We start from the raw sequence: 12,890 nt of genomic DNA on the forward strand, positions 1-12,890 counted from the left end.
AAAATTATGTTGTCGTCTTTGGTTAATCCACGATCCAGGCATCTTCTGCGCTGGATTTTCGCTCCCTGGGTCGCTCTTTGTTTTGCGTGCCCGAGTCCGACTCTGGGTGCCGGCGAGGCGGCAATCGCTTCTCCAGAGCCTCAGGCAACGGAGATTGGACTGGCAGTGCTTCGCAAGGGTGGTAATGCCGTGGACGCGGCGGTCGCCGTTGCCTTTGCCCTCGCCGTGACCCTCCCTGATGCCGGCAACATTGGCGGCGGTGGTTTTATGATGGTGCACGTCGATGGCGAAGCGGAGTTTCTCGACTACCGGGAGCGTGCACCCGCAGCTGCCTTTAGGGATATGTATCTGGATGAGACGGGCGCGGTAAATACCGATGCGAGTCTCACCGGCCACCGCGCCGTGGGCGTCCCCGGCACCGTTGCGGGGCTCTGGGCAGCGCACCGCCGCTATGGCGTCTTGCCCTGGGCATCCCTGGTGGAGCCGGCGATCGCTCTGGCCGAACAGGGTTTTGTCGTGCCCCGGGCTCTCGTCGATGAAATCGACTACGAGCGGGAGCGCCTGCGCGATGCTAAAGCCTTCATCGATAGCTTCGGCCAGGTAGAGGCCGGGCAGCTTCTTGTACAGCGGTCATTGGCAGAAACACTCCAGCGCATAGCGGCCCGGGGCGCCCGCGGCTTCTACGAAGGCGAAACCGCGGAATTGATCGAGGCCGAAATGCAGAGGGGCGGCGGGCTTATCACCAGGGAGGATCTTGCATCCTATGAGGTCCGCTGGCGCTCGCCCCTGACGTTTCCCTGGCGGGGATACGAGGTGGTCACCGCGCCCCTGCCGAGCTCGGGTGGTCTCGCGATCTTTCAGTACCTCACCATGAAGGAGTGGCGTCGTGATGACTTTGCGGGGCTCGCCCATAATTCCCCTCAGTACATACACCTGAAGGCGGAAATCGAGAAACGCATTTTTGCGGACCGCGCTCGCTTTCTCGGAGACGCGGATTATGTGGACGTGCCCATGGACGCATTGCTGGATCCGGCCCGTTTAAAACAACGTGCTGCAACTATCGACCCGGTAGCGATCTCCCCGACAGAGTCTGTAAACGCCGTGCGCGAGCCCATCCATACCACACACTTTTCCATACTGGATAGCGACGGTAACGCGGTATCCAACACCTACACCCTCAATACGAGTTTTGGATCGGGGGTGGTGGTAAGCGGCGCCGGATTCTTGCTGAACAATGAGATGGACGACTTTTCTGCGGCGCCTAACCAGCCTAATTACTACGGTGTGGTGGGCGACGAGGCCAATGCCATTGCCCCGGGCAAGCGCATGCTGTCCTCTATGTCGCCAACGCTGCTCCTTCGGGGTGATGAGATTGCCATGGCCCTCGGTGCCATGGGTGGCTCAACCATTTTCACCACCGTTTATCAGCTGATCAGCAATATCGTTGAATTTGCTATGTCAGGCTCCCAGGCGCAGGCGGCGACGCGGGTTCACCATCAACTGCTGCCCAAGAACCTGATTACCTACTCCCCCACAACCCCTCTGGCACCCGCTACTATTCAAGCTCTCGAGCGCCGCGGCTATCGGGTGGAGCCTCACCCTTATGAGTTCGGCAATGTTCAGCTAATCTGGCGTACCGAGGACGGTCCCCTGACTGCTGTCTCGGATCCCCGCTTTGGCGGAACAAGCGCAGTGATTACGCTCCCAGGCGATCAATAGTCTCCCGGATATCCTCCTCGGTAGTGAGGGGGTTGATGATGCAAAGGCGCAGTACCGTGCGCTCCTTGAGCCGGGTCGTGCTCACGCAGGCAAAACCTGATGCTGACAGCGCCCGGGCGCGCCGCTCATGCTCCTCGGCATCTGCGTCCCGCAGGGCAAAACAGATGATGCCAAGCTGCGCAGGTGTCACCACCTCCCAGTGCCGGGGGTTATTGCGCAGGTATTCCTCGGCAAACTCCGCGAGGCCAATGCTGTAATCGATGGCCTCGCGAAATCGTGCGATGCCATAGCTGCGAAAGCTGAACCACAGTTTGAGTGCCCGGGATCGGCGGGTCAGTTCAAAGCCCCGGTTGCGAAAATCCACGGCATTGTCGCTGGCCTGCACGTCCTTGAGGTACTCGGGGTTCATGGCAAAGCAGGGCTCGAGGAGACCGGGTCGTATGAGAAGGCAACCCACATCGTAGGGTTGAAAGAGCCACTTGTGGGGATCGAGGGTCAAAGAATCTGCGTGACGGAGCCCCTGGAGCGTCAATGCAGCTCTCGGGCTGAGGGCCGCCGGGGCGCCGTATGCGCCATCAATATGCAGCCATAAACTCTGCGCTTTGCAAAGATCTGCGAGATCATCGAGGAGGTCCACAGCGCCGGTATTCGTGCTTCCCGCCGTGGCAATGACCATGAGCGGGGTGAGGCCTTTATCTGAATCCTTCGCGGTGGCCGAGGCTACGGTTTCAACGGAAAGCCGGTGCTGCGGATCGCTGGGGAGGAGGCGAATGTGCCGATCTTCGAAGCCGAGGGTCCGCAGGGCTCTCCCCAGGGAGGCATGGGTTTGATCGCTGAGGTAAACGCATCCGGGGCCTCGGCTGGCCCGCACCGCCGCTATTGCCGTGAGGCTGGCCTGGGACCCGCCGCTGACAAGAACCCCCTCGTAGTCTTCGGGTAGACCCATGAGTTGGCAAAGCCAGTTGATGACAACCAGCTCCACGGCGGAGGGTCCTGCGCCGCCGGGCCAGGAGGCTGCGATGCTGTTGAACCCCACACCCAGCCACTCTCCGATAATCGCCGCGTAGGAACTGGGACCCGGCACCCGGGCAAAGTAACGGGGGTGATCGCCATGCTGCTGATGGTGCAGGGCGGTGTGCGTGAGGAGCTCAAAACTTTCATCCATGGCTCGGGGTTGCTCCGGCAGCGCGCCACCCAGTGCGGCAAGGAGCGTGTCGGCGTCGCAGGAGGCTATGGCGGGGTTGTTGTGCTTGCTCTGTAGGTGCTCGATCACCGCATCGACGGCGGCATAGCCCAGACGACGCATTTCTGCGCTGTCCATACCCAGGGTATCGGGGGGATAAGCCTTGTCGCCGTCAGATGCCATGGTAGTTTCCTGTTTGTCTCTCTAGGCGGGTCCGGGGGGGAGGGCAGCGCCAGGGCATGTCCAATCACCCCCGCGATGTCGCCTCGGAATTCATCAAATCTTATCGACCCGACGCCGACGATGATTTAGGGTAAACACAATTCTCACCGTGCTCCAGGGGTGGGGTTTAGTAATTCGGTCTGGCGAATACCGCCATGCCGCCGTTGAGTAAACCAAAGGAGTCGCTGCGTCATGAATCGTTTTTCCTTTTTATCCCTGCTTGCAGGCGGCGTGTTGGCCGTAGCCAGCCTGTCGGTCAGTGCCGATGACATCACCCGGAACAAAACGCCCGGTTCTGATTTCCCAATTGCCCAGTCTGTGCAGGTACCCGGTGCCTCAGAGCTCATCTTTGTCAGTGGTGCCGTGCCCAAGCCTGTCGTGGAGGGTGGTGATCCCGACGACCCCGCCACCTACGGCGATACGGAAATCCAAACCGTGAGCGTGCTCAAAGAAGTGCAAAGCCGCTTGCAGCGATTGGGTCTCGATATGGGTGATGTTGTGATGATGCGCGCCTATCTCGTGGGTACACCGGAGACCGATGGCCGTATGGACTTCGCAGGATTCATGCGCGGCTACACGCAGTTCTTTGGCACCGAGGCACAGCCCAATCTTCCCTCACGGTCGGCTTTCCAGATTGCGGGTCTCGCGCGGGCGGGATGGTTTGTCGAGATCGAAGTGGTGGCGGCCCGGTCTCCCGACTAGGCCTGGTTGCCCGAGTTAGGTAGACCGTCAGCTTCGAGACCCTGTCCGGGCGCTGTTAGCGCGTAAGAGTTCGGATATAGCTCACGACGTTGGCGATGGCTGCGTCGTCGAGACCAGCAGCACTTGCCGCCATGGTGGCGCCCCGCGCATCGTCCGGATGGCTGCCGCGGACTCCGTCCCGGAAGTGCCGGAGCTGACGCTCGAGATATCGCTCATCCTGATAGGCCAGGGCCGGTGCCTGTAAGGCTTCTTTGCCCTCCGCTGCCTCGCCGTGGCAGGCAATGCAGGCAACGTAGATGCTTCTCCCCAAGACGGGATCCCCAGTGCTGCTGTCCGTTGCGGCTTGCGGTGCGACCTGCGGTGCGAGCTGCTCAAGGTAGCTAGTGACGTCGGCAATTTCCTCCTCGTCCAACGCAAGGGCCACGGGTCGCATTTCCATGCCGACGAGGTCGAGGGGGTGTTTGCCACGCCAGCCCTCACGAAACGCCTGAAGCTGATTGCGCAGGGACCAGCCTTCCATGCCCGCAAGAACCGGTGCCTGAATAGCCGGATTACCCTGGCCAAGTCCGCCGTGGCACACCAGACAATATTCGTAGTCTGCGGGATCAAAAAGGGCCTGGGGTTCTGCGCTCTGCGCCGATGCTGCGAGGAGCAGAAAAACGACGCCCAAAAATCTCAGCCGGTACAAGGCTTTCATGATGTTGCGCTCAGTTGGCGGGCAGACTCCCGGCGGTGCACGTTCTGAAGAACACGCTCGGTCACTGCCAGTGCTCCCTCCTGCCATCCCGGGTGTTTGCTCATCTGATCACCCAGCATAAAGTGCCGTCCCTCGCCCGCAAGCAGCTCTGCCCGTATCTTGTCTGCCTCGAGGTCAAACACGTTTTCTATATCGCCGATCCCGCTGCCACAACCCAGAAGGTGATTCATGCGATGCCAGACAACAGAGACGCCGGACTCAATGTGTTCGCGATACTGTCCGGGATGCAGTGCTTCCCCTGACACCGTGGCGTATTCCAGACGCTCCTCGTGAGATAGCCTGCCAAAAGCCGCATTATCGTCCTGAGAAAAAATGTAGGCACCGAGAACGACGCCTTTGGGTCGATGACTACCGTGACTGGGATACCAGACCTGTAGGGTGGATCGGTCCGTCCAACTGATGCCGCCATAGATACCTTCCTCCTCCCAGAATCTGCGGGACATCTGGAAGCCCACTTTGGACAGCATCCCCCGCTTGATTTCACCAAGGAGCTGGCGGTAGTGCCCGGAAAAGTTGTGCTTGATACCCGCCATGAGCTGTCCCGGGATGGAGTTCAGGCAGTAGTCGGTCTGGAGGGTTTTTATCCGGTCATCCTGCTCGTAGTGCACCGTGACACCATTGTCGCCGTTGACGATTTCGACAACTCTTGCCCGGGTCACGGGTGGTTTTCTGAGTCGCGTAACGAAGGCATCGACGATACGGTCCATGCCACCCCGGGGCTGCATCATGGTCGGCGCCTGGTACTCGTTCTCAGCGAAGAGCATGCCACCCTGGACAAACTGACTCTCCACCAGCTCCTTGACCGAGCCAAAAGGTTTGACCTTGATGGGGTCGAGCATGCCATCCGTCAGCAGTCCCGCGCGCACGGAGCCCTCATAGCGCATGCTGTCGGCATTGAGGTCGCCGAAACCACGGACATAGGCGTTGAGTTTGTCAAGATCCGTATCGCTGACGGGAGTATCTAGAGACCTATTGCTCACACCCTTGGCTGCAAGCTCTGCAATGAATCCCCGGGCATCGGCTATCACATCGCGCTGACGAATCCGCTGCCCATCGTGCATCGCCTCATCGACAACCCAGGCGTTGTAATTGCTGTTGATAAAGGGTTCGAGCTCGATAGCGAATTCGCGACAGTAATTCATGATGCGCAGATGCATGGCCGGAAGTCGCGCGGGGCCGGCATTGAAGTAAAGGTCCGGGTCATCATCAAAGTTACAGACCTGGCGATTCCCCAGCTCGTCGATGACGGTGCCCGCTCTCACGGTAAAGTTTCGGCCACCAATGCGGTGGGAGGCTTCGAGAAGCGTGACGTCGTATCCGGCCTGCTCGAGTTCAAAGGCGGCGCTTAAGCCGCCGATACCCGCCCCGAGGACGGCGACCTTTGGTCGCGGGCCGCCCTTGGGCACAAGCGGCGTCAGCATTCTCCCCTGAGGCCGTGTGGGTTTTGCGGGAGCGCCCATGAGCCCCAGCGCCTGCGCTGAATGCCAGACCGCAATGGATCCACCGGCTTTGCCCATGAGCGACAACAGCTGGCGGCGGGAAAAGCCGTTTCCTTCAGGACGATGTTTCATTATGGCTCTCATTTTTTGTAGCGCACCATGAGTGTGCAACCGTGTAGCCACCGTGGCTGAAACACGCGCCGATATCTTGAATATCATGAATTTGAAGAGCGAATGCAAGGCGCACACCAATCGTGCGTGGCGGACGTTGATACGGAGTCCCCAAATGCGCGTAAAATACCTGATCTTCTCGAAGAATCTTGCTTTATGTCCCGACTGATATCCCTTGTCCGTCCTCTGGCCATACTCGCGGTGGCTGCCCTGGCCGCTGTGTTGATGGTGAAAAGCCGTCCGCAGTTGGAGGCGCGAAGCGTCACCATCCCGCCCCCTATCGTGGCGGTGCAAACGGTGAAGATGTCGGCACAGAATGTCAGTATTGTGGCCTATGGCAACGTAACGGCCTGGCGCCAGCTGGAGCTCACCGCCCAGGTGGGAGGAAAAGTCCTGTGGCAATCGCCGCTTTTTGAGCCGGGCGTGGTGGTGGGCGAGGGTGAGCCACTCCTGCGCATCGATCCTACGGATTACGAGCTTGCCCTTGCCGAAGCGCGCCAGGCATTGAGCAGTGCAAAGCTGTCCCTGGCAGAGGCAAAGTCTCTGCGTCAGGCGGCCCGGGTCGAGGAAGCGGAGGCTTCCGTCGCCGCGGCGGAGGTCAGAATTGAGCGCGCCAGACGTGATCTCGCCAACACGGAAATTCTCGCGCCCTATCGTGCGGTGATCGATGAGCAGAGCGTAGAGCTGGGACAGTTCATCAGCGTGGGTGCGCGCATTGGCCGGGTACTGGGCGCCGAAAAGGCCGAGGTTCGTCTGCCGGTGCCGCCCCAGGATGTTCGCTTTATCCAAAGCACGGAATCCGCAGCGGTTACCCTCCACAGTGAAACGGCCGGCGAACTGACGCGTTGGCAGGGGCGCGTGTCCCGGGTAGAGGCGCGTATTGATCCTCAGACCCGGGCGTTCCCGGTAGTGATGGAGGTCGATGATCCCCTTAATGCCGCTGTTCATCCGGCGCCTTTGCGTTTCGGGCTTTTTGTGCGTGCAGAAGTCACCGGTGGCACTATTCCATCGGCGGTGAAAATTCCCCAGGGCGCTCTCCACGGCGACAACGATGTCTTTATATATGACGACGGTGCGCTTAAGCGTCGCAGCGTCACCGTGGCGAGAGTAAACGAGGGCGAAGCGCTGGTGACCCAGGGGCTCGCCGAGGGCGAGCAGGTGGTGGTGACGCGTCTCGAGCTCATGTTTGAAGGTATGGCAGTGGCGCTAAGCGATGACTGACGGCGATTTGGACACCACCGCTTACTCCGCGCCGGATCCTGCCCTCACCGGTCCCATCGCATGGATGGCGCGGAACCCCGTGGCTGCCAACCTCCTGCTGGTGATCGTGGTGATTGCAGGGCTCTTTGCCATCAGCACCCTGGATAAGGAAGTCTTTCCCACATTTCCCACGGAAACATTCACGGTCACCGTGCCCTATCCCGGCAGCTCCCCTGAAGAGGTTGAGCGTGGCATCGTGCTGCGGGTCGAAGAGGCAATCCGCGACATCGTGGGTATCAAGGAAATCCGCAGCGAGGCCCGGGAAGGCGTTGGTATCGTCACCGTGGTTATGGAGGCGGGCAGCGATATGTCCAAGGCCGTGGGGCTCGCGAAAGTGCGCGTGGATGGCATTGCATCTTTTCCCGGTGACTCGGAAAAGCCTATCGTCGAAGAAATTGAATCCTCCAGCCGGGCTATCCGCCTGAGTCTCTTTGGTGATATTGAGCCGCGCAAATTCAAAGAGCTCAGTGAGCAGATCCGCGAAGATATTCTTGACCTTGGCGGTATCAGCGAACTTACCATCGAAGGCGAGCGAGATTACGAAATCTCCATTGAGCTGTCGGACGAAAAGTTGCGGCGTTATGGTCTGACCTTCGACATGGTCGTGGCGGCTGTTCAGGCCGGCTCCCAGGATCTTCCGGGCGGGCTCCTGCGCACCGACAGCGGGGCGATCACCCTGCGATCGAGTTCCCAGGCCTATCGCGGCCGCGACTTCGAGGAGCTCTCCCTCATCAGTCGTGCAGATGGAACCCGCATCCGCGTGGGCGATGTGGCAACGGTACGCGATGGCTTTGCAGAACAGCCGGTGTTGAGCCTTGTCGATGGAAAGCCCGCCTTGACCTTTACCATCGATCGGGTCGGTGATCAGAACGTGCTGGGGATCACCGAATCCATCCGTGACTACGTGGAGCGCAAGCAGGCAGAGTTGCCCGAGGGTGTGCGACTGCAGGCCTGGGGCGATGCCAGCCGGATCCTCAGCGGACGTATCGATCTGATGCTGCGTAACGCCGCCCAGGGGGGCATCCTTGTGGTGATCGCGCTGGCGCTATTCCTGGACCTGTCTCTGGCGTTCTGGGTGGTGCTGGGCCTGCCCTTTGCCGTGCTCGGCTGCCTGGCGGCACTGGAAATTTTCGGTCTGCCCGTATCCATTAATGTGTTGTCGGTCTTCGGTTTTATCCTGGTTCTGGGTCTTCTTGTAGATGACGCCATCGTGACGGCAGAGAGCGCCTATGCTCGCCTGGAACGCGACGGTGAGGGACTGAAGAGCGTGGTGGGGGGCGTCCATCGCGTGGCCACGGCAACCATATTCGGCGCCCTGACGACCGCAGTTGCCTTTGGGCCCAGCCTGTTTCTCACCGAGGGCTTCGCCCGGATCATGTCGCATATTGGCTGGGTTGTGATTCTCTGCGTGATCTTCTCTCTCATTGAGACCAAGCTGGTGCTGCCGGCACATCTTCGGCATATCCGCGTGCCCCAGCCCGGTGATGAGATGGGCTTTTTTCGCGGGGTGCAACAACGGGTAGCCCAGAGTCTTATGAACTTTGCCCGGGGCCCCTATCGTCGTGCCCTCGGGCTGGCGGTGAGCTATCGTTACACCACCCTCGCGATATTTTTTGCGGGCCTCATCGTGTGTCTGGCCCTGGTGCCCTCGGGGATATTGCGTGTGACCTTTTTTCCCTCGGTTCCCTCGGACAATATTGGCGTCACCCTGGACATGCCCCAGGGCACGCCCTGGCAAAAAACTCACGAATATGCCCGCCGTATAGAAAGCGCCGCCCAGGCCATGAACGAGCGTTTCAAGGCGCAGGACGCCCAGGGGCGCGATGTGATCCGCACACTTCTGGTCCTTTCTGAGAGTGACACCCAGGCCCGGGTCATCGTCGATCTTATCGTCAGTGAGGAGCGGGACATTGACTCTGTCGTCTTGGGGAAATGGCTTCGCGAGGAACTCGGGCCCTTACCGGGGGTGCGCTCTTTCCGCATTGACGCCGCGGCGGGCCCCGGTGGGTCTCCCATCGATATTCAGCTCGAGGGTGATGATCTGGAGCAGCTTCGCCAGGCAGCCAGCGAACTTAAACTCAGCCTGGCCAGGGTAGATGGGGTTCGTGATATTCGCGACAGTTTTAACGCCGGCGGGCGGGAGCTGGATATCAGTGTCACCCCCGAGGGGGAGGCGCTGGGGCTGGGCGATGTGGATCTGGCCCGGCAAATCCGCCAGGCATTTTTTGGTGCCGAGGTGCAGCGGGTACAGCGCGGTCGCGACGAGGTGCGCGTGTATGTGCGCTTGCCCCAGCGCGATCGTACGCAACTGGATTCCCTCCAGTCCCTCTGGATCAGTCTGCCCAACGGCGGCCGGGCGCCATTTTCCGTGGTCGGTCGCGTCCGGGAGCAAACCAGTCTGAGTGTCATCAACCGTATTGATCTATCGCGGGTGGTTAACGTCCGGGCGGACGTTGATAAGGCGCAAACATCGTCCAGCGATGTCATGGCTCTCGCAGAGAGCAGCATGCTCCCCGAGATACTGGCGCGGCACCCCCTTGTTCGCTACTCCGTTGCCGGTGAAGTGGACGAGCAGCGCAAAACCTCGGACGGACTCCTCTACGGGGGCATTCTGGTGATGCTGCTTATCTACGCGGCCCTGGCCATTCCCCTGAAGAGTTATCTTGAACCCCTGCTCATCATGTCCATTATCCCCTTTGGCGTCACGGGTGCCTTGCTGGGGCACCTGATTCTGGGTATGGACGTGAGTATTTTGTCCGCCATCGGGATTATCGGACTCATCGGCGTCGTCGTGAACGACAGCCTGGTGATGGTGGATTTTATCAACCACTATATTGAGGAGGGTTACGACTGGAAGTCTGCCGTCCTGGAGGCAGGACCGACCCGCTTCAGGGCCGTGATCCTGACCTCCCTGACGACCTTCATCGGCCTGCTGCCCATACAGCTGGAAACGTCTATTCAGGCGCAATTCGTAAAGCCCATGGCGACCTCCGTCGCCTTTGGCATCTTTTTCTCCACCGCTGTCACGCTGTTTTTGATACCCACGCTGTACTACGTGGGTCAGGATATCCGACGGGCTTTCGGCGGGAAGGAGGCACTCCCCGCCGAGGCTTGACTTGGTGGGATTACCTGCCCTGCATGAAGTCCAGGGTGAGAGCGGTCAGAGCCGTCACGCCGAGGGGTAGGGCACGCTCGTCTGCATAAAACAGCGGCGAGTGATTGGGGTGTACGAGCTTCGGGTCATCGGAGCCCACGCCGAGGAACAGAAACAGCCCGGGCACTTCGTTGGCAAAGTAAGAGAAATCTTCGGCACCGGTGACGGGTTTCCCCTCTAAAAAGCCCTTGCCGGCGACGCGGCTGAGCGTTGGTTTCATCCGCTTGTACAGCGCCGTGTCGTTTTTCAGCACCGGGTAGCCTTTTATGATGGAGACTTCGGCGGTGGCACCGGCACTCGCCGCGATATGCTCCGCGGTGTTGCGAATCCGCTCGTGGATGTCGTCACGCATGTTCTCATCAAAGGTTCGGATAGTTCCTTCGAGCTCCACTTCGCCGGGGATGATGTTGTTGCGCAGCCCGCCTTCGATGCGGCCAACGCTGATGATCGACGGCGCGTTGGTTACGTCAACCTGCCGGGAGGCAATGGTTTGCAACCCCAGAACGATTTGGCTGGCGGTCACGATGGGATCAACCCCGCCCCAGGGCATAGCACCGTGGGTCTGACGACCCTTGACCACGATTTCGTAGCGATCAGCTGCTGCCATAAGCCCTTCGGGACGGGTGGCGATCATGCCCACAGGATAGGGGAACACGTGGAGACCAAAAACTACGTCGGGTTTGAGATCATCGAAGGCGCCCTCGCTGAGCATCTGCTTGGCACCCCACTCCTCTGCGTCGAGCACACCTTCTTCGGCGGGTTGGAAGAGAAACATGACCGTGCCCGGCAGATCGTCACCCATACCAGCCAGTACCTCGGCGACGCCCATGAGAATCGCTACGTGGTTGTCGTGGCCACAGGCGTGCATGACGCCCACGGTTTCACCGTTGTATTCGGTGGTGACCTTGGATGCGAAAGGAATGTCCACCTGCTCCGTGACCGGCAGGCCATCCATATCGGCGCGCAGGGCGACTACGGGGCCATCGCCACCGCGCAGAATGCCGATGACGCCGGTATTTGCGATGCCCGTCTGCACCTCCATGCCCAGCGTCCGCAGATGCTCCGCGACCAGCGCTGAGGTGCGAAACTCCTGATTACCCAGTTCCGGGTTGGCGTGGATATCGCGCCGCCAGGCAACAACCTGGGGTGTGACATCCTTGATTTTTGCGGCCACTGCCGGGTCCAGAGCGCCCGGACTATCCGTCGCAGCGCCGGCGCTCAGAGCAGCACCCACGAGGATGCCGCCTAAAGTTGTCGACAAAAGCTTCCGTTGGGCTTTGGACATAAGAGTGGTGAGGGTGGTGAGATTGTCTGTAAGGGGCATGGGGCTGATTCCTGGATACTCAGTTCCGATGAGTATAGGGGATAGTGTCTTCGGGATCACCGCAGCTTGAGGAGACGTGCTCTTTCGCGGCGTAACTAGTCGGGCGCCGCATTTTATGCGCCCGTCTCCTGTCTTTTCTCAGCAAGAAATATATCGCCGGCATGCTCGGTGATACCAAAGGTTTTTCGATCAAGCGGCGTGAGATATGTCTCAGGCGTGATGCGGGTTACCTTAAAGCCTGCTGCGGCTACCCTGTCTGCAAAATCCAGCCCGTAAATGCGCACGTGATCACGTTGACCAAAGGCCTTGAGACGCTCCTCGGGCAGCACTATGGTTGAATCCTCGTAGGTCTCCTGTCTGGATATGGGGACTGCCAGCAGAGCCGTGCCGCCTGGTTTGAGTACTCGGAATAGCTCAGTCATTGCCTTATGGTCATCCTCTACGTGCTCCAGCACGTGACTACAGTGAATGCTGTCAAAACTGTTCTCGGGCAGCTGGATGTCTGTTATGTCCATTTGCACATCTACGTTTGATGCGAAAAGGTCTGCGGAGACATATCCGGCACCGATGGCTTCGCGTAGCCGATCGGAGATGCAGGCTTCCGGGGCTATGTGCAGCAATGATTGCCCAAGACGATCTTTTGAGGTCATTTCATTGGCGATGTAGTGCCACATAAACCGGTGGCGCTCCAGGCTGTGACAGCGCCAGCACTGCGCCTCTTCTCTCTGTGGCGTACCAAAGGGTAGAAAGGCAGCGGCCGTTGCCTTGCAGACAGTGCACACCCGGCCCGAACCTCTGTAGGGAATAGAACGAGTCCAGCGCGCAACTGTCTGAAGGCTCTCTAGCATTAGGTACCTGACGCAGGTTGTGAAGTGGCAGCGCCGAGGATAGCGTAAGTCTCCTCAGAGTCTAGTCGTGAGTCCCCGTGATGCACGGTAAACGCCGTCTCGATATTGCCT

General features: G+C 59.8%; 9 protein-coding genes. 4 read left to right on the forward strand and 5 right to left on the reverse strand.

Translation table 11 applies throughout. From position 1 onward, the window contains the following. Window positions 1-6 precede the first annotated feature (6 nt). Window positions 7-1,719, forward strand: coding sequence for a gamma-glutamyltransferase (gene ggt / locus KT71_RS04120; protein WP_023659938.1), 1,713 nt, complete (start codon window positions 7-9; stop codon window positions 1,717-1,719). On the opposite strand, the gene KT71_RS04125 is transcribed toward ggt, so the two are convergent. After that, window positions 1,697-3,085: a pyridoxal phosphate-dependent decarboxylase family protein gene (locus KT71_RS04125; protein WP_008292714.1), complete on the reverse strand. Its 1,389-nt coding sequence runs from the start codon at window positions 3,083-3,085 to the stop codon at window positions 1,697-1,699. The two genes, ggt and KT71_RS04125, sit on opposite strands and share 23 nt — an antisense overlap. A gap of 231 nt (window positions 3,086-3,316) precedes the next feature. On the opposite strand from KT71_RS04125, the gene KT71_RS04130 reads away from it, so the two are divergent. Next, window positions 3,317-3,826: a RidA family protein gene (locus KT71_RS04130; protein WP_008292713.1), complete on the forward strand. Its 510-nt coding sequence runs from the start codon at window positions 3,317-3,319 to the stop codon at window positions 3,824-3,826. Between the two features lie 55 nt (window positions 3,827-3,881). Here KT71_RS04130 and KT71_RS04135 read toward each other — a convergent pair whose 3' ends face one another. Further along, entirely contained in the window at window positions 3,882-4,523 is a 642-nt protein-coding gene (locus KT71_RS04135) for a c-type cytochrome (protein ID WP_008292712.1), read from the reverse strand. After that, window positions 4,520-6,154, reverse strand: coding sequence for a flavin monoamine oxidase family protein (locus tag KT71_RS04140; RefSeq protein ID WP_023659939.1), 1,635 nt, complete (start codon window positions 6,152-6,154; stop codon window positions 4,520-4,522). The genes KT71_RS04135 and KT71_RS04140 overlap by 4 nt, the downstream gene beginning before the upstream one ends. Before the next feature lie 195 nt (window positions 6,155-6,349). Here KT71_RS04140 and KT71_RS04145 point away from each other — a divergent pair, with 195 nt between their 5' ends. Together KT71_RS04145 and KT71_RS04150 are read left to right on the forward strand one after the other, a co-directional pair. Then, the gene (locus KT71_RS04145) at window positions 6,350-7,414 is read left to right on the forward strand and encodes an efflux RND transporter periplasmic adaptor subunit (RefSeq protein WP_040362788.1); all 1,065 of its coding nucleotides are present in this window, start codon (window positions 6,350-6,352) and stop codon (window positions 7,412-7,414) included. Continuing rightward, window positions 7,407-10,568 (forward strand): efflux RND transporter permease subunit, encoded by a 3,162-nt coding sequence (locus KT71_RS04150; protein WP_008292709.1) that lies wholly within the window; start codon window positions 7,407-7,409, stop codon window positions 10,566-10,568. The genes KT71_RS04145 and KT71_RS04150 overlap by 8 nt, the downstream gene beginning before the upstream one ends. Before the next feature lie 10 nt (window positions 10,569-10,578). On the opposite strand, the gene KT71_RS04155 is transcribed toward KT71_RS04150, so the two are convergent. Together KT71_RS04155 and KT71_RS04160 are read right to left on the reverse strand one after the other, a co-directional pair. Further along, window positions 10,579-11,931, reverse strand: a complete 1,353-nt coding sequence (locus KT71_RS04155) for an amidohydrolase (protein WP_008292708.1) — start codon at window positions 11,929-11,931, stop codon at window positions 10,579-10,581. 113 nt (window positions 11,932-12,044) lie between these two features. After that, window positions 12,045-12,605, reverse strand: a complete 561-nt coding sequence (locus tag KT71_RS04160; protein ID WP_008292707.1) for a class I SAM-dependent methyltransferase — start codon at window positions 12,603-12,605, stop codon at window positions 12,045-12,047. Window positions 12,606-12,890: the final 285 nt, after the last annotated feature.

Origin of the sequence: Congregibacter litoralis KT71 (assembly GCF_000153125.2) — a bacterium.
Classification (GTDB): domain Bacteria; phylum Pseudomonadota; class Gammaproteobacteria; order Pseudomonadales; family Halieaceae; genus Congregibacter; species Congregibacter litoralis.

Bases quoted from the DNA above. Each gene is read 5' to 3' on its own strand.
- KT71_RS04140 (WP_023659939.1), bottom strand. From the start codon at position 6,154: ATGAAACATCGTCCTGAAGGAAACGGCTTTTCCCGCCGCCAGCTGTTG.
- KT71_RS04160 (WP_008292707.1), bottom strand. From the start codon at position 12,605: ATGTGGCACTACATCGCCAATGAAATGACCTCAAAAGATCGTCTTGGG.
- KT71_RS04125 (WP_008292714.1), bottom strand. From the start codon at position 3,085: ATGGCATCTGACGGCGACAAGGCTTATCCCCCCGATACCCTGGGTATG.
- KT71_RS04135 (WP_008292712.1), bottom strand. From the start codon at position 4,523: ATGAAAGCCTTGTACCGGCTGAGATTTTTGGGCGTCGTTTTTCTGCTC.
- KT71_RS04130 (WP_008292713.1), top strand. From the start codon at position 3,317: ATGAATCGTTTTTCCTTTTTATCCCTGCTTGCAGGCGGCGTGTTGGCC.
- ggt (WP_023659938.1), top strand. From the start codon at position 7: ATGTTGTCGTCTTTGGTTAATCCACGATCCAGGCATCTTCTGCGCTGG.
- KT71_RS04150 (WP_008292709.1), top strand. From the start codon at position 7,407: ATGACTGACGGCGATTTGGACACCACCGCTTACTCCGCGCCGGATCCT.
- KT71_RS04155 (WP_008292708.1), bottom strand. From the start codon at position 11,931: ATGCCCCTTACAGACAATCTCACCACCCTCACCACTCTTATGTCCAAA.
- KT71_RS04145 (WP_040362788.1), top strand. From the start codon at position 6,350: ATGTCCCGACTGATATCCCTTGTCCGTCCTCTGGCCATACTCGCGGTG.